Origin of the sequence: Mesorhizobium sp. M00.F.Ca.ET.216.01.1.1, assembly GCF_004010325.2 — a bacterium.
In the GTDB taxonomy this organism is placed as follows: Bacteria; Pseudomonadota; Alphaproteobacteria; order Rhizobiales; family Rhizobiaceae; genus Mesorhizobium.
The window spans coordinates 1-22572 of sequence record NZ_SADR02000005.1; the positions used below are offsets into that span (position 1 = coordinate 1).

General features: G+C 63.7%; 23 protein-coding genes. 12 read left to right on the forward strand and 11 right to left on the reverse strand.

What is annotated here, in order from left to right:
- Positions 1-239 precede the first annotated feature (239 nt).
- Entirely contained in the window at positions 240-1457 is a 1218-nt protein-coding gene (locus EN859_RS08345) for an argininosuccinate synthase (protein ID WP_127853164.1), read from the reverse strand.
- Positions 1458-1652: 195 nt separating this feature from the next.
- Here EN859_RS08345 and EN859_RS08350 point away from each other — a divergent pair, with 195 nt between their 5' ends.
- Entirely contained in the window at positions 1653-2294 is a 642-nt protein-coding gene (locus EN859_RS08350) for a LysE family translocator (RefSeq protein WP_127852887.1), read from the forward strand.
- On the opposite strand, the gene EN859_RS08355 is transcribed toward EN859_RS08350, so the two are convergent.
- The 3 genes from EN859_RS08355 to EN859_RS08365 form a co-directional block, all read right to left on the reverse strand.
- Complete coding sequence (locus tag EN859_RS08355; RefSeq protein WP_127852888.1) at positions 2266-2748, reverse strand: hypothetical protein; 483 nt, start codon at positions 2746-2748, stop codon at positions 2266-2268. The two genes, EN859_RS08350 and EN859_RS08355, sit on opposite strands and share 29 nt — an antisense overlap.
- Positions 2745-3980, reverse strand: coding sequence for a 23S rRNA (adenine(2503)-C(2))-methyltransferase RlmN (rlmN, locus tag EN859_RS08360; RefSeq protein ID WP_127852889.1), 1236 nt, complete (start codon positions 3978-3980; stop codon positions 2745-2747). The genes EN859_RS08355 and rlmN overlap by 4 nt, the downstream gene beginning before the upstream one ends.
- 227 nt (positions 3981-4207) lie before the next feature.
- Positions 4208-4711, reverse strand: a complete 504-nt coding sequence (locus EN859_RS08365) for an invasion associated locus B family protein (protein ID WP_127852890.1) — start codon at positions 4709-4711, stop codon at positions 4208-4210.
- Positions 4712-5072: 361 nt separating this feature from the next.
- Between EN859_RS08365 and EN859_RS08370 the strand changes: the two genes are divergently transcribed.
- Positions 5073-5681: an isoprenylcysteine carboxylmethyltransferase family protein gene (locus EN859_RS08370; RefSeq protein WP_189501773.1), complete on the forward strand. Its 609-nt coding sequence runs from the start codon at positions 5073-5075 to the stop codon at positions 5679-5681.
- Between the two features lie 44 nt (positions 5682-5725).
- On the opposite strand, the gene EN859_RS08375 is transcribed toward EN859_RS08370, so the two are convergent.
- Entirely contained in the window at positions 5726-6088 is a 363-nt protein-coding gene (locus tag EN859_RS08375) for a YkvA family protein (RefSeq protein ID WP_127852892.1), read from the reverse strand.
- Between the two features lie 88 nt (positions 6089-6176).
- Complete coding sequence (locus EN859_RS08380) at positions 6177-6473, reverse strand: 4a-hydroxytetrahydrobiopterin dehydratase (protein ID WP_127852893.1); 297 nt, start codon at positions 6471-6473, stop codon at positions 6177-6179.
- 52 nt (positions 6474-6525) lie between these two features.
- On the opposite strand from EN859_RS08380, the gene EN859_RS08385 reads away from it, so the two are divergent.
- The gene (locus EN859_RS08385; protein ID WP_127852894.1) at positions 6526-7038 is read left to right on the forward strand and encodes a low molecular weight protein-tyrosine-phosphatase; all 513 of its coding nucleotides are present in this window, start codon (positions 6526-6528) and stop codon (positions 7036-7038) included.
- Here the strand turns inward: EN859_RS08385 and thpR are convergent.
- Together thpR and EN859_RS08395 are read right to left on the reverse strand one after the other, a co-directional pair.
- Positions 6948-7538: an RNA 2',3'-cyclic phosphodiesterase gene (gene thpR, locus EN859_RS08390; protein WP_127852895.1), complete on the reverse strand. Its 591-nt coding sequence runs from the start codon at positions 7536-7538 to the stop codon at positions 6948-6950. The genes EN859_RS08385 and thpR overlap by 91 nt on opposite strands.
- A gap of 132 nt (positions 7539-7670) precedes the next feature.
- Positions 7671-8315, reverse strand: a complete 645-nt coding sequence (locus tag EN859_RS08395) for an arylesterase (RefSeq protein ID WP_127852896.1) — start codon at positions 8313-8315, stop codon at positions 7671-7673.
- 74 nt (positions 8316-8389) lie between these two features.
- On the opposite strand from EN859_RS08395, the gene EN859_RS08400 reads away from it, so the two are divergent.
- The 6 genes from EN859_RS08400 to EN859_RS08420 all read left to right on the forward strand — a co-directional run bounded on the left by EN859_RS08400 (position 8390) and on the right by EN859_RS08420 (position 15336).
- On the forward strand, positions 8390-9124 hold the full coding sequence (locus EN859_RS08400) for an ABC transporter ATP-binding protein (protein WP_127852897.1): 735 nt from the start codon (positions 8390-8392) through the stop codon (positions 9122-9124).
- 87 nt (positions 9125-9211) lie between these two features.
- Positions 9212-11761, forward strand: coding sequence for an ABC transporter permease (locus EN859_RS08405; RefSeq protein ID WP_127853165.1), 2550 nt, complete (start codon positions 9212-9214; stop codon positions 11759-11761).
- A gap of 230 nt (positions 11762-11991) precedes the next feature.
- Entirely contained in the window at positions 11992-12771 is a 780-nt protein-coding gene (locus tag EN859_RS08410; protein ID WP_127852898.1) for a Bax inhibitor-1/YccA family protein, read from the forward strand.
- Positions 12772-13395: 624 nt separating this feature from the next.
- A complete protein-coding gene (locus tag EN859_RS40220) occupies positions 13396-13887 on the forward strand; it encodes a reverse transcriptase domain-containing protein (protein WP_281015597.1) in 492 nt (163 codons plus the stop codon).
- Positions 13848-14636: a reverse transcriptase domain-containing protein gene (locus tag EN859_RS40225; protein ID WP_281015598.1), complete on the forward strand. Its 789-nt coding sequence runs from the start codon at positions 13848-13850 to the stop codon at positions 14634-14636. The genes EN859_RS40220 and EN859_RS40225 overlap by 40 nt, the downstream gene beginning before the upstream one ends.
- Before the next feature lie 130 nt (positions 14637-14766).
- Positions 14767-15336, forward strand: a complete 570-nt coding sequence (locus EN859_RS08420; RefSeq protein ID WP_127852899.1) for a GNAT family N-acetyltransferase — start codon at positions 14767-14769, stop codon at positions 15334-15336.
- A 4-nt stretch (positions 15337-15340) separates the two neighbouring features.
- Here the strand turns inward: EN859_RS08420 and EN859_RS08425 are convergent, their stop codons facing one another.
- Positions 15341-15727 carry a DUF2794 domain-containing protein gene (locus EN859_RS08425; protein ID WP_127852900.1) on the reverse strand — a complete coding sequence of 129 codons (387 nt, stop codon included), beginning with the start codon at positions 15725-15727 and terminating at the stop codon, positions 15341-15343.
- 612 nt (positions 15728-16339) lie between these two features.
- Positions 16340-17140 (reverse strand): thioredoxin family protein, encoded by an 801-nt coding sequence (locus tag EN859_RS08435; protein WP_127852901.1) that lies wholly within the window; start codon positions 17138-17140, stop codon positions 16340-16342.
- Positions 17141-17318: 178 nt separating this feature from the next.
- Between EN859_RS08435 and EN859_RS08440 the strand changes: the two genes are divergently transcribed.
- Complete coding sequence (locus EN859_RS08440) at positions 17319-17987, forward strand: ceramidase domain-containing protein (protein WP_127852902.1); 669 nt, start codon at positions 17319-17321, stop codon at positions 17985-17987.
- A 77-nt stretch (positions 17988-18064) separates the two neighbouring features.
- Here the strand turns inward: EN859_RS08440 and acnA are convergent, their stop codons facing one another.
- Positions 18065-20755 carry an aconitate hydratase AcnA gene (acnA, locus tag EN859_RS08445; protein WP_127852903.1) on the reverse strand — a complete coding sequence of 897 codons (2691 nt, stop codon included), beginning with the start codon at positions 20753-20755 and terminating at the stop codon, positions 18065-18067.
- 283 nt (positions 20756-21038) lie between these two features.
- On the opposite strand from acnA, the gene ccmA reads away from it, so the two are divergent.
- Together ccmA and ccmB are read left to right on the forward strand one after the other, a co-directional pair.
- Positions 21039-21647 carry a heme ABC exporter ATP-binding protein CcmA gene (ccmA, locus tag EN859_RS08450; RefSeq protein WP_127852904.1) on the forward strand — a complete coding sequence of 203 codons (609 nt, stop codon included), beginning with the start codon at positions 21039-21041 and terminating at the stop codon, positions 21645-21647.
- 196 nt (positions 21648-21843) lie between these two features.
- On the forward strand, positions 21844-22509 hold the full coding sequence (ccmB, locus tag EN859_RS08455; RefSeq protein WP_127852905.1) for a heme exporter protein CcmB: 666 nt from the start codon (positions 21844-21846) through the stop codon (positions 22507-22509).
- The last annotated feature ends 63 nt before the right edge of the window (positions 22510-22572 follow it).

A 22572-nucleotide genomic window follows, 5' to 3' on the forward strand; every position in this document is an offset into this window, starting at 1 on the left:
ATGTCCGGTTCGATGAGCGGGGTGTGGAAACGGAGCTACGGTTGAACCACTAAGGCACCGCCAGACGAAAGGGGCGGCAAACAGATATGTTCAACCTACCGCCACCGCGCCACACCTCGACTCTACCGGGAGCGGTCAAAAGCTATTTGCCGTGGAGCGGACTCAGGATCGCTGGGCAGGCATGCATGATTGTGGGTTTTGCATAGCCTGCTCCGCAAGGGGAAGATCGCACAGCTTCTCTAACGGTTGCGCGCCGACAGCGTCCTCAGCCTGAGCGCGTTGAGCCGGATGAAGCCTTCGGCGTCCTTCTGGTCGTAGGCGCCGCGGTCGTCCTCGAAGGTGACCAGCGCGTCGGAATAGAGCGTCTTCTTCGACTTGCGGCCGGTGACGATGACGTTGCCTTTGTAGAGCTTCAGCCGCACCGTGCCTTCGACATCCTCCTGGCTCTTGTCGATCATCGCCTGCAGCATCAGCCGCTCGGGCGCGAACCAGAAGCCGTTGTAGATCAGCTCGGCGTAGCGCGGCATGAACTCGTCCTTGAGGTGGGCGGCGCCGCGGTCCAGCGTAATCGATTCGATCGCCCGGTGAGCGGCGATCAGGATGGTGCCGCCGGGGGTCTCGTAGACGCCGCGCGATTTCATGCCGACGAAACGGTTCTCGACCAGGTCGAGCCGGCCAATGCCGTTGTCGCGGCCGAGATCGTTGAGCGCCGCCAGCATCGTCGCCGGCGATAGTTTCTTGCCGTTGAGCGCAATCGGGTCGCCCCTGAGGAACTCGATCTCGATCTCGGTGACCTTGTCCGGCGCGTCCATCGGCGAGACGGTGCGCTGGTGGACGAATTCCGGCGGCTCGCTCCACGGGTCCTCCAGCACTTTGCCTTCGGAAGACGAATGCAGGAGATTGGCGTCGACCGAAAACGGCGCCTCACCCTTCTTGTCTTTCGGCACCGGTATCTGGTGCTGCTCGGCAAAGTTGATCAGGTCGGTCCGCGACTTGAACGACCAGTCGCGCCATGGTGCGATGACCTTGATGTCAGGGTTCAGCGCATAGGCCGACAGCTCGAAACGGACCTGGTCGTTGCCCTTGCCGGTGGCGCCGTGGGCAATCGCATCGGCGCCGGTTTCTTTTGCGATCTCAACGAGGTGTTTCGAGATCAGCGGGCGGGCGATCGAGGTGCCGAGCAAATAGGTGCCTTCGTAGACGGCGTTGGCGCGGAACATCGGGAAGACGAAATCGGACACGAATTCCTCGCGGACATCCATGATGCGGATATCCTTGATGCCCATCATCTCGGCCTTGCGGCGTGCCGGCTCGAGCTCGCCGCCCTGGCCGAGGTCGGCGGTGAAGGTGACGACCTCGGCGCCGAGCTCGGTCTGCAGCCATTTCAGGATGATGGAGGTGTCGAGGCCGCCGGAATAGGCGAGCACGACTTTCTTGACATCTTTTGCTTTCAGCATGCTGGGGGACATTTTGGCGGTTCCACGACAGGGGTTCTCGGCGGGCGAGTATCACGGGCTTTCCGGGCTGCGCAAGAGACGAAGGGTCCCCTGGTCGCCACTGGGCATACTGGATCAGCCGTTGCGCCGGCCAGTCGCTGGTGCCGGGAAGGCGCTTGCGCTATAGGCTGCGCCTTTCTTTTGCAGGGGCCGTTCATGTCCTTCATTCCCGATACCACCACGCTGATCCAGTTCGCCATCGCCACCGTGATCCTGGCGATCACGCCCGGGCCAGACATGACGCTGTTCGTCTCGCGCACGCTGAGCCAGGGCCGCGCCACCGGCTTTGCCTCGATGGCCGGTGCGCTGTGCGGCACGCTGATCCACACCACGCTGGTGGTGGTCGGCGTCTCGGCGCTGATCGTCGCCTCGCCGATGTCCTTCCTGGCCCTGAAGATCTTCGGCGCCGGCTATCTGGTGTTTTTGGCGTGGCAAGCCGTCACCAAGGGGTCAGCGTTTTCGCCGGAGAAGAAGACCGGACCTGAGATTTCGCTGTTCCGCAGCTGGGCGGCGGGGCTCGGCGTCAATCTGCTCAACCCGAAGATCATCCTGTTCTTCATGACCTTCCTGCCGCAGTTCGTCTCCGCGCATGATCCCAACGCGCCCGGCAAACTGTTCTTCCTCGGTGCGATGTTCGTTGTGCTGTCGATCCCGGTGACAGCGCCGATGGTGCTGGCGGCGGAAAAGTTCTCGAAGGCGATGAAGGCCAGCCCGCGCGTCACGCGGGTGGTCGACTATCTGTTTGCCGGGGTGTTTTCGGCCTTCGCGCTCAAGATCCTGACGGCCCAGGCGAAGTAGGCGCATCCCCCGCCTCACGCCAACTTCCGGCCCAACGCCCGGCGCTCAGCCAGTAGAAAATACCCCCGACCATGCCGCAGCCGATCACCGCCAGCATGTCGCGGGTGTCGGTGGCTGCGAAATTGGCATCGGCGGTTTGGCGAGCGAAGCCGAGGAAGACCGCGGCAACAACTGCACCCGCCAGCGCATAGAAAAGCCAGTCGCGGCGGCTGAGGATTTCCGAAATCAGGATGGCGATTGCGGCCGGCATGAAGGCGAAATAGGCGACGAACAGCGCGACGAACGGAATTGAAAACCACAGCGAGGCGGTCGCCGCCGGCTCAGGATGCTCAGGCGTGTAGCCAAGGGAGGCCAGGAAAAGGAGGTTGAGGAAGGCGCTGGCGGCCAGTGATGCGACGACATAGCCGATCAGGATGACGGCGAAGCGAACGAGATAGGCGATGAGACGATTCACGCCTCGCCGTGTCCCGCGATCATCATCGCTTCCAGCGCCAGCCGGTCGACTTTGCGCATCCGTTCCGATTCCGACTTGAGCTGGCCGCAGGCCGCAAGAATGTCGCGGCCGCGCGGCGTGCGGATCGGCGAGGCATAGCCGGCGTTGTTGATGTAGTCGGCGAACCTCTCGATCGTCTCCCAGTCCGAGCACTGGTAGTTGGTGCCCGGCCACGGGTTGAACGGGATAAGATTGATCTTGGCCGGAATGCCCTTGAGCAGCTTGATCAGTCCCTTGGCGTCCTCGATCGAATCGTTGACGTCCTTCAGCATCACATATTCGAAGGTGATGCGTTTGGCGTTCGACAGGCCGGGATAGGCGCGGCACGCGGCAATCAGTTCCTTCAGCGGATACTTCTTGTTGATCGGCACCAGAAGGTCGCGCAAATCGTCATTGGTGGCATGCAGCGAGATCGCCAGCATGACGCCGATCTCCTCGCCGGTGCGCAGGATCTCGGGCACGACACCGGAGGTCGACAAAGTGATACGGCGCTTGGATAGCGACAGGCCGTCGCCGTCGGAAGCGATCAGCAGCGCCTTCTTCACCGCCTCGAAATTGTAGAGCGGCTCACCCATGCCCATCATGACGACGTTGGAGATTTTCCTGCCCTCAGCCGGCACGATGGCGCCGTCGGGCGTGTCGCGGTCGGGAAAATCGCCGAGCCGGTCACGGGCGGTCAAAAGCTGGGCGAGGATTTCCTCGGCGGTCAGGTTGCGCACCAGCTTCTGCGTGCCGGTGTGGCAGAACGAGCAGGTCAGCGTGCAGCCGACCTGCGAGGAGATGCAGAGCGTGCCGCGGCCCTCTTCGGGGATGTAGACGGTCTCGATCTCGACCGGCCGGCCGGCGCCGCGCGGCGGAAAGCGGAACAGCCATTTGCGCGTGCCGTCTGAGGAAATCTGCTCCTCGACGATTTCTGGCCTGGCGACGGTGAAATGCCTGTCCAGCGCGGCGCGCAAATCCTTGGAGATGTTGAACATGCCGGCAAAGTCGGAAACACCGCGCACATACAGCCAGTGCCAGAGTTGCTGGGCGCGCATTTTGGCCTGGCGCTCCGGCACGATGCCGGCGGCGACCAGGGCCGCACCCAGCTCGGCCCGCGTCAGGCCGATCAGCGACGGCTTTTCAGCCGGCGTGGCGCGGGCGCGCAACGCGTCACGGGCGCCTTCGGCGGTAAGATCGAATGAAAGGGTCATTGTTGCGCCAATATAAGCGATTTGCGGCCGATTACAGCATCGTGCCCGAAACGAAGCGCGGCGCATAGCACAGGTTGCTGGCGGAGTCATGCGGGCAGAGTGAGGCTCGCCCGGGGCAGAGTGCCTCGCCTGGGGCAGAGAGCCTCATATGCATGCCGGCAGGCCGGTGAAAAGCGAAGACCGGACCTGCGGCCCGGCCTTTCATGCAAACTCGGATTTGCCTGTGCTTATTTGCACTTGGCAATCGATGCCAGGGCCGCTGAAATGCCCTTCAATGAAAACACATAGGTGGTGGTGTTGCCGCGGCCGGATTTCGCCGACACCTTCATGTCGGTGCCGGTCTTCATCGCGGCAATCAATACCGGCTCCTCGGCGGCGTTCTCGACCCAGGCTGACTTGCCGCGGGTGAACATCGAGAAGCTCTTGCCGTCGATGGTGACGGTGGCCTTTGAGTTCTCCTGAAAATTGTAGCCGGCGATGAATTGCGGCTCGTAGGACACCTGCTGTCCCGGCCGCTGGCTGACGAAGAAGAACATGTCGCCATGGTCGAGCGTCGGCGGCTGCTTGTCGGTCGGCACGGTCAGCACGTAGCAGACCTTGCCGCCGGACGCCTGGTAGCTGTAGGTGCCCCAGGCATTATGCTGGCCGATCTTGGTCGCCGACTGCGCCAGCGCCGGCGCTGTCAAGGCCACCAGGACCAGGCTGGAAACTGTAGCAATCAATCCGCGCATCGCTTTTCCCGTATTCCAACTGTGCGGAGCAGGCCGGCTCGGCGTCCTGCCCGTCGCTTCATTTTGATTTAATCTGGGTTACCAAACGGTGAATTTTCCTCTGGAAAAGGACATCCACCCCAGGAAACCGCCGCCATTTTCGCGCCGCTTTGCGAAAAGCGGCAGTCGCAATGTCCCCTTTCGCGACTTGGAGGCCACGAAAACGGCAAGAGTTTGACTTTTCAAGCAGCTAGGTCTTGCAGCCATCCTAGCTTGCACGAGGCGCGTGACGAATTTCCCTCCAGGCGGTATCATGCCTACGTTCGCTTCCGCGGCGCTTCGGCCAGGGCGCCCTCGTTGGCGGCGTAAGGGAGATTTGGCCGTGGCCATTTCCGAGACGGTCCTGATCCTGGCGGGCGGCACCGTCGTCCTGGCGATCGTGTTCGGCATTCGTGTCGCCATACGGGCGGTGGCCGGCGGCGCAGCGCCGCGATCGGATGGCGGGGAGGCGTCGGGCGGATCGGGCGCGCCCGACGTTCCCGGGGTCATCGCACTGCCGCCCTTGATCTTTCTCGCCTTCCTGGCGGCGGCAGCGGTCCTCGAGGCGATCATTCCGCTCCCGGTCCTGGCCGGGCAGGCGCTCGCCCGCTATCTGGCCGGCGCCGTGCTCGCGGTGTGCGGCTTCGTGCTCATCTTTATGGCGGCGGGGCGCTTTAACGCTGCTGGTACCAACATTCCGCCGACCCTGCCGACGACGGCGCTGGTCGTCGACGGCATCTATCGGCGAACCAGGAACCCGTTCTATCTGGGAACGACCCTCATCTATTTGGGCCTCGGCGTCGCGGCGGGAAGTTTTTGGGCCATTGCGCTCGTCGTCCCGTTGCTGTGGGTGATCAATACCGGCGTCATCGCGCGGGAAGAGCAGTATCTCGAGCGGAAGTTCGGCGATGACTATCGCGCCTACAAGGCGCGGGTGCGGCGGTGGGTTTGATGGCCGGGGAGCCGGATATCGCGCCATTCTCTACCGGCGCCGGCTCAACTCTTGTCGCCGATCGCCTTCTTGGCGGCGAGCCGGTGCGCTGGCGTGATGTGGGCGCTGACGGTGGTGATCGCGGCGGTCAAGACGGCGATGTCGTCGGTGAAGCCGAGCCCGAAGATGAAATCGGGGATGACGTCCGCCGGCAGCACGAAATAGCCGAGCGCCGCCAGCAATATGCCCTTGGCGCGCAACGGCGTGTTCTTGTCCATGGCGCAGTAATAGGCGGCGACTACCTCTTCCATGAACGGAATCTGGCGGGCGGCCCGCTTCGCCGTGCGCCAGAATTTCTCGCGCACTTCGCTCTCATCGCCCAGCTTGCCGCCAAAGCCGAAGAAATCAAAACCGGATTTTTGCGCCATCAACCTCTCCTTGCGGGCATACCGCTTTACGCGCCCGCCAGCGCAAAATGTGGGAAAACCCGAACCGCGCTACAAGATGCTGACGTGCTCAGCCGCCGAAGTAGCGGTTCATCACTTGGGCCAGCTCCAAATCGAGCGCGGTCAGGCCGCCGGCATCATGGGTGTTGAGCGTGACGTCCACGGTCTTGTAGACGTTCGACCAGTCGGGGTGATGGTCCAGCTTCTCCGCCGCCAGGGCAACGCGCGTCATGAAGGCGAAGGCCTCGGAGAAGTCCTCGAAGACGAAGCTGCGCGTGATCGAGCCGCCATCCGCGGCCAGCGACCAGCCGTCGAGATCTTTCAGCGCCCCGGCAACGGCGTCCTTGCCCAGTTTCTCTCTCGCCATGTTCGCATCCCGTGCTATCTGGATCAGCAGCCTTCACCATAGCGCCGGATCGATGAGTGCAAAGCCGATAAAATCCATTCTTTTCGTCTGCCTCGGCAATATCTGCCGCTCGCCTTTGGCTGAGGGTGTGTTGCGCGCCGTCCTGGCGGAGCGCGGCCTCGATCGGGACATCCTGCTCGATTCAGCAGGGACCAGCGACTGGGAAGCCGGCTCGGCACCCGACCCGCGCTCGGTCTCGATCGCCGCGCGGCACGGTATCGACATTTCCGGGCAGAGGGCGCGCAAGCTGACGCCGGACGATTTTTCGCGTTTCGACCTGATTCTCGGCATGGACCGATCGAACGTCCGGGACCTGAAAGCGCTGGTGCCGGCCGACATGCGCGACCGCGTCCACCTGTTCCTGGAGCTCGCGCAGGGAAGAACACGCGACGTGCCGGATCCCTACTACGAGGGGCAGGATGCGTTTGCTGCGGTCTACCGCATGATCCGCGAAGCGTCGGAGGCGCTGGCGACGCGGCTCGAGGCGGCGGCGCCCAAAAGCGGCCAGGCCTCCTCGACGATGTAGGGCCCGCCGCCGACCGAATCGCGCGACGACATCAGGACGAAGCGGCCGACGCGGAAAGGCAGCGTCGAAAAGTTGCCGCGTGCCGAAAGATACTGGGCGACGTCGAGCGGGCTCGAATTGCGCAGTCTGGCCAGCGTCACATGCGGCGTGAACTTGCGCGGATCGGCGGGAACACCGAGCCGCTGGCAGATGCGATCGATTTCACCTTGCAGCGCCGAAAGATCAGGCGAGGCGGAGACGCCCGCCCACACCGCATGCGGCTTTTTCTGGCCGAAGGCGCCGACGCCGGACAGCGCCAGCGGAAAGGGCGGGCGGTGGATACGATCGAGCGCGTTGGCGATTTCGTCGGCGACATGGCCCTCGACATCGCCGATGAAGCGCAGCGTCAGATGATAGTTCTCGACGTCGATCCAGCGGGCCCCGGGCAGGCCGCCCCTGAGCAGGGACAGCGAAAGAGCGGCATCACGCGGTATTTCGAGGGCGGTAAAAAGACGTGGCATGGCAAGCCTCCTGTCCTCGAATCGAACTCTTGCCCCTAGCGAATCATCGATATTCAAGCGGGGCAAGCGGTTTATTGGTCGCAGGCCTGCCTAAAAGCTTCCCCTGCGGAAAGCCTCCCGGCACCATTGCCGTCAGGAACTGTCCCGCACCGTTGCGATGGCCTTCTCCACGGCAGGCAGGATGCGCTCGACAATGCGGTCGACACCCTTGGCATTGGGGTGCAGACGGTCCTCGAGCTGCAAGCTTGGCTCGCCGGCGACGCCGTCGAGAAAGAACGGGTAGAGCGGAATGCCATATTTCCCGGCCAGTTTCGGAAAGATTGCGTCGAAGGCGTCCTGGTAGCCGGCGCCGAGATTGGGGGCGGCGCGCATGCCGGCCAGCAACACCGCGATCTTGCGCTGCTTCAGCCTCGCCAGCATGCCGTCCAGGTTCTTTTCCGTGATCTCGGGAGAAAGGCCGCGCAGCATGTCGTTGGCGCCAAGCTCGAGGATGACGAGTTGCGTGCCGTCCGGCACCGACCAGTCGAGCCGCGACAGGCCACCGCTCGACGTATCGCCGGAAACGCCGGCATTGGCGATGGTCACATCGTGACCCCTGGCGCGAAGTGCTGCCTGCAGTTTTTCGGTAAAGCCTTCGCCCGGCCCGAGGCCAAAGCCCGCCATCAGGCTGTCGCCGAAACCGACGATCTTGAAGGTCTCGGCGCTGGCCGGCGAAATGGCGCCGCAAATCGCGAGAAAAAGGATGAAGGCTGCAGCAAGAGTGTGTTTGAAAGCCATGCGGCAGGCCCCATATGACCAGGAAAATTCTTTTGGCGAAGGTCCTTCGCCATTCCATATAGGACGTTTTCATTTTGACAGAAGCCGTCATCGCGCTGAAAGACGTATCGCTGACGCTCGGCGAAGGCGCATCTTCCGTGCATGTGCTGAAAGGCGTCAGCCTCGACGTGGCAGCAGGCGAGGCAACCGGCATCGTCGGGCCTTCGGGTTCCGGCAAGTCGACGCTGCTGATGGTCCTGGCCGGCCTGGAAAAGGTCGATTCTGGCACGGTGCGAATTGCCGGCGAGCTACTCAACGGCAGGAGCGAAGACCAGATCGCATCGTTTCGTGGGCGAAACATCGGCATTGTCTTCCAGTCCTTCCACCTTATTCCCAATATGACGGCACTTGAAAATGTCGCCGTTCCGCTTGAGCTGGCCGGCCACGCCGATCCGTTCGGGGTGGCGGTGCGCGAACTGGCGGCGGTGGGGCTCAGTGATCGCGTCACCCATTATCCCGGCGAATTGTCGGGCGGCGAACAGCAGCGTGTGGCGATCGCCCGGGCGCTGGCGCCCTCGCCGCGCATCCTGATCGCCGACGAGCCGACCGGCAACCTCGACCAGACGACGGGGCGCCAGGTCGCCGACCTGCTGTTCGCCAAGGCGGCCGAGCGCGGCATGACGCTGGTGCTGGTCACCCATGATCCGGCGCTCGCAGGTCGCTGCTCGCGGCAGGTTTCGATGCGCTCAGGCCGGATCGAGGACGGGCCAATGCCGGCTACCGCATCGGCCCGAAAATCGGAACCGATCTTCGGAAAACACGATGCGTAGATTCAAGGTGGTAGAGCGTCATTTGCGCGTCCAAAAGGACGCGCGGCGCCCTGGCGTGCCGGCCTGATGTCCCGGCCTGATGTCATTATGCCATTGTCGCGCACGCTAAAGCTCGCCTTCCGGTTCTCGCTGCGCGAGATGCGCGGCGGGCTGTCCGGCTTCCTGATCTTCCTTGCCTGCATCGCGCTCGGCGTCGCGGCCATCGGCGGCGTCAATTCGGTGGCGCAGTCGATCACCGCAGGCGTTGCCAGCCAAGGCCAGACGCTGCTTGGCGGCGATCTTCGTTTCCAGATCAACCAGCGCGATGCGACGGAAGCCGAGCACGCCTTCCTCGACGGGCTGGGCGCGGTTGCGCACAGCGCCAACATGCGTTCGATGGCGCGTCTCGAAGACGGCTCCGACCAGGCGCTGGTCGAAGCCAAGGCGGTCGACGACGCCTATCCGCTCTATGGCACGCTGGACACCGAGCCGGCGCTGTCGAAGCAGGAGTTGTTCGGCGAAAGATCCGGCGTCTTCGGCGCCGCCGCGCCAGACCTTCTGTTCGATCGGCTGAACGTCAGAATCGGCGACCGGCTGAAGCTCGGCAGCGCCACATTCGAACTGCGCGCCAGGCTCATCAGCGAGCCGGATCAAGTGTCCGACGGCTTTGGCTTCGCGCCGCGGCTGATGATCTCCGTGGACGGGCTTGCCGCCTCCGGCCTGGTCCGGCCGGGCAGCCTGGTCGAGAATACGTATAAAATCCGCCTGCCCACCAATACCGGCGAAGCGCAGATCAAGGATATCCAGGAGCAGGCCGGAAAGGACTTCCCGGAGGCCGGCTGGTCGATCCGCACGCGCAGCAATGCGGCACCGGCGCTGTCCTCCAACATCGAGCGGTTCTCGCAGTTCCTGACGCTGGTCGGGCTGACGGCGCTGGTGGTCGGCGGCGTCGGCGTCGCCAATGCGGTTCGCGCCTATCTCGACGGCAAGCGCGGCGTCATCGCCACCTTCAAGAGCCTGGGCGCTTCGGGCGGATTCGTCTTTGCCGTCTATCTGGTGCAGATCCTGATGATCGCCGGCCTCGGCATCGCGCTTGGCCTCATCCTCGGCGCGCTAATGCCGTTCGCGGCGAGCGCCGCCCTTCATTCCGTCATTCCGGTGCCGGCCGAAGGCGGGTTCTATCCCGGCGCACTCGGCATTGCGGCGCTGTTCGGCCTGCTGGTGACGCTCGCCTTCGCGTTGCTGCCGCTCGGCCGCGCCCGCGACGTGCCGGCGACGGCGCTGTTCCGCGAGATGGGGTTCGAAGGCCGCGGCTTTCCACGTCCTATCTACATTGGGGTGGCACTCGGCATCGCGCTGCTGCTGGCGGCGCTGGCCATCCTGTTTTCCGGCGACCGCCGCATCGCCGCGATCTTCGTTGGCGCCACGGTTTTTGCCTTTCTGGTGCTGCGCGTCGTCGGGACGCTGGTGCAGTGGATTGCCAAAAGGAGCCCGCGCGTCCGCTCCACCGCACTCCGGCTCGCTGTCGGCAACATCCATCGGCCGGGCGCCTTGACGCCATCAGTGGTGCTGTCGCTGGGCCTGGGGCTGACGCTTCTGGTGACGCTGGCGCTGATCGACGGCAATCTCAGGCGGCAGATCTCCGGCAGCCTGCCGGAACGGGCGCCGAACTTCTTTTTCGTCGATATCCAGAGCAGCGATGTCGATACATTTTCTGCGATGATCGGCAAGCAGGCGCCGCAGGGCACACTGGTCAAGGTGCCGATGCTGCGCGGCCGGGTGATGGCGCTGAACGGCATCGCTGTCGACAAGGTGAAGGTGCCGCCGGAAGGCGCCTGGGTGCTGCGCGGCGATCGCGGCCTGACCTACGACGCGAAACTGCCCGAAAACGCGACGCTCACCGAAGGCACATGGTGGCCCGACAATTATGCCGGTGAGCCGCTGGTTTCGTTCTCGGCCCAGGAAGGCAAGGAGATCGGGCTGAAGCTCGGCGACACCATCACCGTCAATGTGCTCGGCCGCAATGTGACGGCGAGGATCGCCAATTTCCGCCAGGTCGAGTGGGAGACGATGGGAATCAATTTCGTCATGGTGTTTTCGCCCAACACATTCACGGGTGCGCCGCATGGCTGGCTGGCGACGCTGACCGAGAAGAACGCGTCGGCGGCGGACGATGCCCGTCTTCTCAATGCCGTCACCCGCGCCTTCCCCGCGGTGACGACGGTCAGGGTCAAGGATGCGCTCGACATCGTCAACCGGCTGGTGGCGCAGCTCGGCACGGCGATCAGGGCGGCGGCCGGCGTCGCCTTGATCGCCTCGGTGCTGGTGCTGGCCGGCGCACTCGCCGCCGGCAACCGGGCCCGCATTCATGACGCGGTGGTGCTGAAGACGCTGGGCGCGACCAGGAGGACGCTGATAACAGCCTTTTCGCTGGAATACATGCTGATCGGGCTTGCCACCGCGATCTTCGCGCTGGCGGCGGGCGGCATCGCGGCATGGTTCGTCGTTGCGCACATCATGACGCTGCCATCGCATTTCATGCCCGAAGTGGCGGTGGCAACCATCGTCTTTGCACTGGTGATCACGGTCGGCATCGGCCTCGCCGGCACCTGGCGGGTGCTCGGGCACAAGGCAGCTCCGGTGCTGCGCAATCTCTGAGCTGCAAGCCCTGATCTGATCAGGGCTTGGTTAAATCTTGTTAATGTTGGGCTTCCGGAGGCCGGTAAATCGGGTTTTGGGTGCTTCACGAAGCATTACATCCGGTTACGGCCTTGTCCTTGACGCCAATAACCATCATATTTCGTCGCAGGCATGCTGGAGCCCCGCCAGCGGCGCCTGGGCCTTGAGAGGCCTGACACCGGACGGGGCAGAAGCAAAAGAGGACTCCCATGGCTGAACCCATCCGCAACTACCAGTCGCCCGCCGTGCCCGGCGCCCGCGTCGACGCTGCCATCGATCAGGGCCTGCGCGCCTATATGATCAAGGTCTACAATCTGATGGGGCTTGGCCTCCTCATCACCGGCCTTGCCGCGGTCGGCACGATCATGCTGGCCACCACCTCCGATCCGGCTTCGGCGGTCGCCACGCTGCCGAGCGGCGAGATGCTGACCTCCTTCGGCTACGCGATCTTTGGGTCGCCGCTGCGCTGGGTGGTCATCCTGGCTCCGTTGGCTGCGGTGCTGTTCCTGTCGTTCCGCGTCCAGTCGATGAGCGTTTCGGCCGCCCAGACGACGTTCTGGGTCTATGCCGGCCTCGTCGGCCTGTCGCTGTCGTCGATCTTCCTGGTCTACACGACCGCGAGCGTCTCGCAGACCTTCTTCGCCACCGCCGCGGCCTTCGGCGCGTTGTCGCTCTATGGCTATACGACCAAGCGCGACCTGACTGCGTTCGGCTCGTTCCTGGTCATGGGCGTGTTCGGCCTGATCATCGCGATGCTGATCAACATCTTCCTGCAGTCGTCGGCGCTGTCCTTCGCCATCTCGGCGATCGGCGTGCTGATCTTTTCGGGCCTCACTGCCTATGACACGCAGAAGATCAAGGAGATGTATTTCGAGGGCGACGACACCGCTGTCGCCGGCCGCAAGGCGATCATGGGCGCGCTGACGCTCTATCTCGACTTCATCAACCTGTTCATGTTCCTGCTGCAGTTCATGGGCGACCGCCGCTAAGACACCCCTTGGAGGCGGTCTCTGGACCAGCGAGATTGGAAAGGGCGCCGAAAGGCGGCCTTTTCTTTGTGTGCCGAAGAAGATCGACAGCTTGGAGGTGGAAGTCCTTTACCCAGCCTGATGGCGGCGAAGGGTTAGCAAGGCGCAAGGGCGTCGTCGTGAGGCGGGGTTTGGAGGAAGCGTGGAGCAAACCCGCGACCCGATGGACAAGAAGCGGATATGAGGCCTACCCGGCCGGACGAGCGGGCAAGGGACCGCGAAGTCCATGGTCATCAAGGGCCGGGGTGGTAAATGCGGCGGGTGTGCGGGGAAGGCGGTCGATCTTACCTCGGGAGATCTGCGTCGTGTCCGGAATTCCGGACTGAGCCCGCCGTGAGGCGCGCTGATCGCGGTGCAGAAGTCAGCAGAGGGCATAGTAGGGAGGCGTCTGCCGAACGAAGGCCCGAACGGTTGGAAGGACGAGTAGGACGGAGTTCTCGCATTGGCCATGTGGCAGAAAATCCAGCTTGAGCTGGCCTTCTCTGAGATGGGAGCGGGTGAAGCCCGTGACTGCCTTGGGGAAGGGACGAAGCCCGTGCGGCGAACGCCGCCCCCGAAAGTCCGGCGGCGATGGCCGGACCATGCATGGAAGCGATTGTCGATCGCGACAATCTGAGGAAGGCGCTGGCGCAGGTCCGGCGCAACAAGGGGGCGCCGGGGATCGACGGCATGAGTGTCGAGGCCTTGGCGCTGCATCTGAAAGACCACTGGCCCGAACTCCGCGCCCAATTGCTCGAAGGCTCCTACAAGCCGCAGCCGGTGCGGCGTGTCGCTATCCCGAAGGCGTCCGGCGGTACCCGTCCGCTCGGCATCCCGACGGTGCTCGACCGCTTCATCCAGCAGGCGGTGATGCAGGTGCTGCAAGAAGCATGGGACGACGGGTTCAGCGCGTCGAGCTACGGGTTCCGACCCGCACGCTCGGCACATCAGGCGGTCGCCGCGGCGCAAGCGTTCATCGCGTCGGGTCATCGCGTTGTGGTGGACATCGACCTGGAGAAGTTCTTCGACCGGGTCAACCATGACATCCTGATGGGCTGGTGGCCAAGCGGGTGTCCGATCCGCGCCTCCTTCGGCTGATCCGGGGCTTTCTGGCCTCGGGTGTACTCGAAGGCGGGCTGGTTGGCCCAATCGACGAGGGAACGCCGCAAGGCGGCCCGCTCTCGCCGCTGCTGTCGAATCTGATGCTGGACGAACTCGACAAGGAATTGGAACGACGCAAGCATTGCCTCGTGCGCTACGCCGACGACTGCAACATCTACGTGCGCAGCGTGCGGGCGGGTGAACGGGTGATGGCAAGTGTCGAACGCTTCCTCGACAGACGTCTGAAGCTAAAGGTTAACATGCACAAGAGCGCAGTCGCTTCGCCGCACCGGCGCAAGTTCCTCGGCTTCAGCTTCACGGACGAGAAGATGCCAAGGCGTCGGATCGCACCGCAGGCTGTGGTCCGATTCAAGGAGCGCGTGCGGGTGCTGACAATGCGGACGCGGGGCGCGAGCCTCGTGCAGATAGCCAAGGAGCTGTCGCTCTACCTGAAAGGGTGGCGCGGCTACTTCGGCTTTTGCGAGACCCCGTCGGTACTGCGCAGCCTCGACCAGTGGATCAGGCGAAGGTTCCGATCCATCGCCTGGAAGCAATGGAAGGGCGGGCGTACCCGCTTTGCGGAGCTGCGTCGTCGAGGTGTCGGGCACCATCTGGCGGCACAAACCGCCGGCAGCGTGCAAGGCCCTTGGCGGATCAGCAACAGCCCCGCGCTCGCCATTGCCCTGCCAAATGCGTTCCTCGCAGCCATCGGCCTCACTTCCCTTGCTCCGGCCAATGTCGCATAACGACCGAACCGCCGTGTACGGGACCCGTATGCTCGGTGGTGTGGGAGGGGAGGAGCCGCGAGGTGCCCCCCTATCCCGATTGTGCCGGCCTTTGCTGTTATAGCGGGCAGATGAACGATTTGCATAAATTATGAGCAGCATCGCCATACGGGCCGCTGTTACGGCCGATCTCGGCCAAATCGCGGAAATCTACGCCGACGCGGTGATCCACGGCACGGCGAGCTACGAGCTTGAACCGCCCAGCCGTGCCGAGATGGGCAGCCGATTCGACAGTTTGATGGCGGGCGGCTTTCCCTATCTGGTGGCGGAAAAAAACGGCATCGTGCTCGGCTATGCCTATGCCGGCCCCTTCCGGCCGCGCCCGGCCTATCGCTTCATCGTCGAGGATTCTGTCTATGTCGCGCCCGAAGCCAAGGGGCAAGGCATCGGGCTCAAGTTGATGCAAGGGCTGATCGAAGCGGTACAGGCGGCGGGCTTTCGCCAGATCATCGCGGTCATCGGCGACGGCCACCCGGACAGCGCCTCGGTGCGGCTGCATGAGAAGCTCGGCTTTCGCCATTCGGGGCGCCTCGAAGGCTCCGGCTACAAGCACGGACGCTGGCTGGACACCGTGTTCATGCAACTGCCAATGAATGGCGGGGCTCTGGTTCCGCCCGACCCAGACTCACTGCCTGAACAGAGGTTTCGTCAGCAAAAATAATAAGTTAGGCTTCGACCAGCTTCAGCGTGCGGTCGAAGACGCCAAGCACGCGGCCGAGCTCCTGGCCGCGCTTGAGGATGCGGCCGCCGGCGGCGATGACCGAAAATGCACCTTGCCGGCGTGCCGGCTTCGGATCCTTGACGATCTGGAACAACGGCACCTCGCTGGTGCGGCGGAACACGGAAAAGACGGCGCGATCGGAGAGATGATCGATGGCATAGTCGCGCCATTCATTGGCGGCGACCATGCGCCCGTAAAGCCTGAGGATCTGGTCCAGCTCGCGCCGGTCGAAGCTTACCGGCTGCTCGAGGCGCTGGCGTCTTGCCTCATGCAGCGGGATCAATATTGCGGATGCGTCCCCATCCTCCGTCCCACTGCCGCGATCGGTCATGCCTCGATCCCTCACAATGAATCTTACACAACCAAAGTTGGCGTGTTCGCTCCGGAATTGCAAGACCCGGCTAAGCAAGCCGCCGCTGCGCTGTTTCCGCAACGTCCAGTCACATTTATGAAACGGCCTGTTGGAATTGGTGATGCTTTGCCACATTTCTGCCTTTTTTTATCCGCGCTAATGCCCCAATGTCCGACGAATTTACCGGCGTTGCCTGAGACGGTTCGGTCCGGCACCGGCTCGTAAACCCCAAGCCCCCCGCCCACGGGTCTGCGTCGGATCGAACCAACCTCGGTTTTTCCAAGGAAAAATCGGGTGCGACGATCCCAAAACCTAAATGACCGGCGTCGGAAGCAAGCTGGCGCCGGTTTTTTATTGGCCGCTGGGCCGCTGGTTTGGTTCCAAAACGGATATCTCAGGTCGGCGCTGCCCCTCATTGCCCTGCCGGGCATTTCTCCCCGTATAGTGACGGGGAGAAAGACGCCGTCACAGATGGTTTCGCCAACTGCCAGCGTCGCAGATGGGCGCCAACGTCGCGGCCAGCCTCCTTCTCCCCGTCACCATACGGGAGAAGGTGCCGGCAGGCGGATGAGGGGCAGCGCGACGTTCAGTTCAAGGCTTATGAATGAAGGCGGCGCCCAGAATCGGCCCGGGCATGCCGTCCTTGCCGACCGACTGCAGCAATACCGCGCAGCCGCCCTTCTTCTTGGAGATCTCGCTCAACGGCAATTCGTAGCGCTGCGCCTTGCCGTGCCACATGCCGGCGGTCTGCATGCCGGAGACGGCGTTCCAGTAGGTCAGGCTGCGGCCGCTGTTTTCGCCCTGGCCGATCTTGATCGTCTGCGGCGGGTTGAAATAGACGATGACGACATGGGCATCGCTGGGGCCGCTACTGCCGGCGTCGCCGGCGTCGATCATGACGCGGTCGCTGGTCCGGCTGACCTTGATGCCGACCCGCATGCCTTCGCCGACCCTCTCCATGCGGGCGAGCGCGCCGTCGACCTCCCTGCGGCTGGCGCCATTGACGTGGCTGCGGCCGTTGATGACGGCCTGCGGCGTGTAGACCGAGCGGCTGCCGAAGGCGCGCATATAGTCATACTGCCGCTCGGTGTTCTCCTTGCGGCTCAGCGTATCCTGCCAGCCGAGATAGTCCCAGTAGTCGACATGATAGGCGAGCGCGACGATGTCCTCTTTCGCTGCTAGCTCGGCGAACAGCTCGTCGGCCGGCGGACAGGAATTGCAGCCTTGGCTGGTGAAAAGCTCAACCACGCCCAATGGTCTATCGATCTGCGGCCTGTCGATCTGGGGCCCGTCGGTTTTGGGCTTGTCGATCTCGCCGGCAAGCCCGGTGCCGGCGAGTGCCGAGAAGGCCAGCGCTAACGCCGCAAGCCGCAATGGTTCTGGAAATGCCATGGCCGTTCCGATTCCCGCCGGTGATGCCGGCCTTGTTCTGGTTGCCCAAATATTTGGCAGAAGCGCCAGTCAACGGGAAGTCACGTTGCGGTGAAACTTTGCCGTTGCAACCACTGGCAAGGACGCAATAGGACCGGCTGCACTTAAAAGTAGACCCGATTCGGGCGGCGATCTCATCATGTGGCAAACCCTGCTGACGCCGGTCGACCTCTATTGCGAGCGGACCGGGCCGGAACTCTGGGCCGAGCCGGCCAATGCGCTGACCAATCTGGCTTTTTTTGCTGCCGGGCTATGGGGCGTGTGGGAAGTACGCCGGCGCGGCACCGGCACCTTCGCCGTGGTGCTGGCCTGGTGGGTGGTGGCAATCGGCGTCGGCTCGACGCTGTTCCACACCTTCGCCACAAGGGGCGCGATCTGGGCCGACGTCCTGCCCATCGCCGGTTTCACGCTGGCCTATACGCTGTTCAACCTGCGCCGGTTCCTCGGCATGAAATGGGGCAAGGCGATCGCCATTTTTGTCGTCTTCTATGCCGTCACCGGCCTGTTGACCTTCGCCGTGCCGGACTGGCTGCGCCAGGCTTCGAACGGCACCACGGGCTACCTGCCACCCTTCCTGGCGCTCGCGTTCTTCGGCGTGCTGACGGCGGCCAGCGGCAGCCGCGCCGGCTGGTACAATCTGGCGGGGTCGGCAATCTTCGTCGTCTCGGTCGTCTGCCGGGTGGCCGATCCGCTGGTTTGCGGCAGCTTTCCGCTCGGCACGCACTTCCTGTGGCATATCCTCAATGGGCTGATGCTCGGCGTGCTTCTGGCGGCGACAGCGCGCTACGGCGCGCCAAGAGCAAAATAGTATAGAAAAACCGCCGGAGCCTGGCTCCGGCGGTTCGGTATCTCTCGATGGCTGGATTTCTCGATGGCTGGCGGGGCTTACGCCGCCAGGTCGCGCAGCACATATTGCAGGATGCCGCCGTTCTTGAAGTAGTCGAGTTCGTCCAGCGTATCGATACGGCAGGTGATGGGAACGTTCTTCACCGTGCCGTCGCCGTAGGTGATCCTGGCGGTCATCTTCTGGCGCGGCTTGATGCTGCTCAGCCCATCGATCTCGACCAGCTCGTCACCCTTCAGGTTGAGCGAAGCCCATGAGGTACCCTCTTCGAAGACGAAGGGGATGACGCCCATGCCGACCAGGTTCGAGCGGTGGATGCGCTCGAAGGACTGGGCGATGACGGCGCGGACGCCCAGAAGATTGGTGCCCTTGGCCGCCCAGTCGCGCGACGAGCCGTTGCCGTATTCGACGCCGGCGAAGATGACCAGCGGCACGCCATCCTTCTTGTACTCCATGGCGGCGTCGTAGATCGATTTCTCTTCCTTCGACGGATAGTGGATGGTGTAGCCGCCCTCGCGGCCGTTCTCGCCCAGCATGTGGTTGCGGATGCGGATGTTGGCGAAGGTGCCGCGCATCATCACTTCATGATTGCCGCGCCGTGTGCCGTACTGGTTGAAGTCGGCAACGCCGACGCCATGCTCGGTCAGGTACTGGCCTGCCGGCGAGGCTGCCTTGATCGAACCCGCCGGTGAAATGTGGTCGGTGGTGATCTTGTCGCCGAACAGGCCGAGCACGCGGGCGCCCTTGATGTCGCCGATCTTGCCGAAGCCTGCGGTCATGCCGGCGAAATAGGGCGGGTTCTGCACATAGGTCGAGCTGTCGTCCCAGGCGTAGGTCTGGCCTGCCGGCGCCTTGACCTTCTGCCAGTATTCGTCACCCTTGAAGACGTCGGCATATTTGCGGGCGAACAGCTCGCGCGTCACATTCTTCTCGATGAACTCCTGAATCTCGACCGAGCTCGGCCAGATGTCCTTGAGGTAGACAGGGTTGCCGTTGCGATCTTCGCCGAGCGGCTCGACGGTCAGATCCTTGGTCACCGTGCCGGCCAGCGCATGGGCGACGACCAGCGGCGGCGAGGCGAGATAGTTCGCCTGCACGTCGGGCGAGACGCGGCCTTCGAAATTGCGGTTGCCGGATAGCACCGCGGCAGCAATCAAGCCTTTATCGTTGATGATCTTCGAGATCGGCGCCGGCAGCGGGCCGGAATTGCCGATGCATGTCGTGCAGCCGAAGCCGACGAGGTTGAAGCCAATCTGGTCGAGCTCCTTCTGCAGGCCGGATTTCTCCAGATATTCGGCGACGACCTGGCTGCCAGGCGCCAGCGAGGTCTTGACCCAAGGCTTCTGCTTGAGGCCGAGCCGGTTGGCGTTGCGCGCCAAAAGCCCGGCGCCGATCAGCACGCTCGGGTTCGAGGTGTTGGTGCAGGAGGTGATGGCGGCGATGACGACATCGCCATGGCCGAGGTCATGGTTGGTGCCCTCGACGGCGTAGCGCTTGCCGATTTCGGCGGCTCTCCGGTATTCGGTCTCCATCGCCTTGGCGAAGCCGGCCGGGATGCCTTCCAGCGCAACGCGGCCTTCGGGACGCTTGGGGCCGGCCATCGACGGCACGACATCGCCAAGATCGAGCTCGAGCAGGTCGGTGAAGACCGGATCGGCCGAGCCGCTGTCGCGCCACATGCCTTGCGCCTTGGAATATGCCTCGACCAGCGCAATGCGGCTCTCCTCGCGGCCGGACATGGTGAGGTAGCGGATGGTTTCGCTGTCGACCGGGAAGAAGCCGCAGGTGGCGCCATATTCGGGCGCCATGTTGCCGATGGTGGCGCGGTCGGCCAGCGTCATGTTGGACAGGCCCGGCCCGAAGAATTCGACGAACTTGCCGACGACGCCCTTCTTGCGCAGCATCTGGGTGACGGTGAGAACGAGGTCGGTGGCGGTGACGCCTTCCTTGAGTCTGCCGGTGAGGCGGAAGCCGATGACTTCGGGCAACAGCATGGAGACGGGCTGGCCGAGCATGGCGGCCTCGGCCTCGATGCCGCCGACGCCCCAGCCGAGAACGCCGAGGCCATTGATCATGGTGGTGTGCGAATCGGTGCCGACGCAGGTATCGGGATAGGCGGTGGTCTCGCCGTCCTCGGTGTTGGTCCACACCACCTGGCCGAGATATTCGAGATTGACCTGGTGGCAGATGCCGGTGCCGGGCGGCACGACGCGGAAATTGCGGAAGGCCTGCTGGCCCCATTTCAGGAACTTGTAGCGTTCCTCGTTGCGCTCATATTCAAGCTCGACGTTGCGGGCGAAGGCCAGCGGCGTACCGAACTCATCGACGATGACCGAGTGGTCGATGACCAGATCGACCGGCACCAGCGGATTGATCTTTTGCGGGTCGCCGCCCAGCGAGGCCATGGCGTCGCGCATCGCGGCAAGGTCGACCACCGCCGGAACGCCGGTGAAATCCTGCATCAGCACGCGGGCCGGGCGATAGGCGATCTCGACGCCGGCAGTGCCCTTGTCGGTCAGCCAGCCGGCGACCGACTGGATGCTCTCCTTGGTGACGGAGCGGCCGTCCTCGTTGCGCAGCAGATTTTCCAGCAGCACTTTCATCGAGTAGGGCAGCTGGGCGATGCCGGTGAGGCCGTTCTTTTCGGCCTCGACAAGGTCGTAATAGACATAGTCGGTCCCGCCTGCGCTCAGTGTGCGGCGGCAATTGAAACTATCGAGTGATTTTGACACGTGCGATCCGTCCTGTCTGTTCAGCCTGAAAGGGAACGGACGCCGATGGCATGCAATCACGCGCAAAGGTGCGGGTACGGCCATTTCCGCTGTCCGCTCCCAGCCAACCCGAGCCGTTCAAGGCGGCGCGTGCGCTGGTTCGGCGCTAATTCGGTTCCCATGCCGACCGCTGGCACGGATGACCCGGATATAGAGAATTTCCTGGAATAGTTCTAGACACGGAATCGCCATTTTTGCTGCGGCGCACCGAAGCTGCACGCGGACTTTCGGCGAAGGGGAATGGATGCGGCTGATCGCTGAAAATCTGGGTGGCGAACGCGGTGGCGAGACGGTCTTTTCCGGCGTCGGCTTTGCCCTCGAAAAAGGCCAGGCGCTGGTCGTCACCGGCCCGAACGGCGCCGGGAAATCGACGCTGCTCAGGGTGATCGCCGGACTGCTGCCGAATGCTGAAGGCCGCGTGTCGATCGAAGGCGGTGGCGAGGACTTTCCGTCGATCGCCTCGGCCTGCCACTATCTCGGCCACCAGAACGCGATGAAGACGGCGCTGAGCGTGGCGGAAAATCTGCGCTTCTGGCGCGAGTTTTCGGGTGAGCCGGTTCTCGATATCGAAGAGGCGCTGGAAGCCGTCGGCCTGGGCGGCATCGGCCATCTACCGTTCGGCTATCTCTCGACCGGGCAACGCCGCCGCGCGGCGATCGCAAAACTGCTGGTCAGTCATCGGCCGCTGTGGCTGCTCGACGAACCAACGGCCGGGCTGGACAAGGCTTCGGAATCGCGGTTTGCAGCGCTGATGATGCAGCACTGCCGGGCAGGCGGGATCATCGTCGCGGCGACGCATCTGCCGCTGGGGATCGACGGGGCGAAGGAATTGAGGATGGGGGTGACCGTTTGATGTCGGTGCTCTACGGCGCCCCCCTCTGTCCTGCGGGACATCTCCCACTCAAGGGGGGAGATTGGCAGTTCTGGCGCTCCGCTCATCCTGCGACGTTGGAGATTGGCGAAGGTCGACATGACATCCAATCTCCCCCTCTGAGGGGGAGATGTCCGGCAGGACTGAGGGGGGTGCTCAAGCACGAGCATCTCAAACCATGCTAGCCCTCTTCCTGCGTGATATCCGCCTCAGCATCCGCGCCGGCGGCGGGGCGCTGACCGGGGTGATCTTCTTCCTCGCGGTGATCGCGACGATCCCCTTCGGCGTCGGGCCCGACCTGAAGCTGCTTGCCCGCATCGGCCCGGCGATCCTGTGGATCGCTGCCTTGCTCGCCTGCCTGCTCGGTCTCGACCGATTGTTTCAAGCCGATCGCGAAGACGGCTCGCTCGATCTTCTGGTGCTCGGCAACGAGCGCCACATGCTGGCACTGACCGTGCTGACGAAATGCCTGGCGCATTGGACAGGAAGCGTGCTGCCACTGGTGATCGCCGCTCCCTTGCTCGGGCTGTTCATGAACATGGAGCCGATCAGCATCGGCGCCACAGCGCTGACCCTTCTGGTCGGCACGCCGGCGATCACCTTCATTGGTGCCGCCGGTGCGGCGGTGGCGGTAGCGCTGCCGCGCGGCGGACTGCTGATCTCGGTGCTGGTGCTGCCGCTGACCATTCCGGTGCTGATCTTCGGCGTCTCGGCAAGCTACGGCGCGGTGGCCGAGCCCGATCCGTTCTTGCAGCCGTTCCTCATTCTTGCCGCGCTGACCTTGTTTCTTGCGGTGCTCGGGCCGGCGGCAGCGGCGCTGGCGCTGCGCCACGGAACGGATTGAGGCGCGGCTGCTAAGGCTGCGGCGCTGCGGCCAATTGCGCAGCCAACGGCGCGGGGCTAAGGG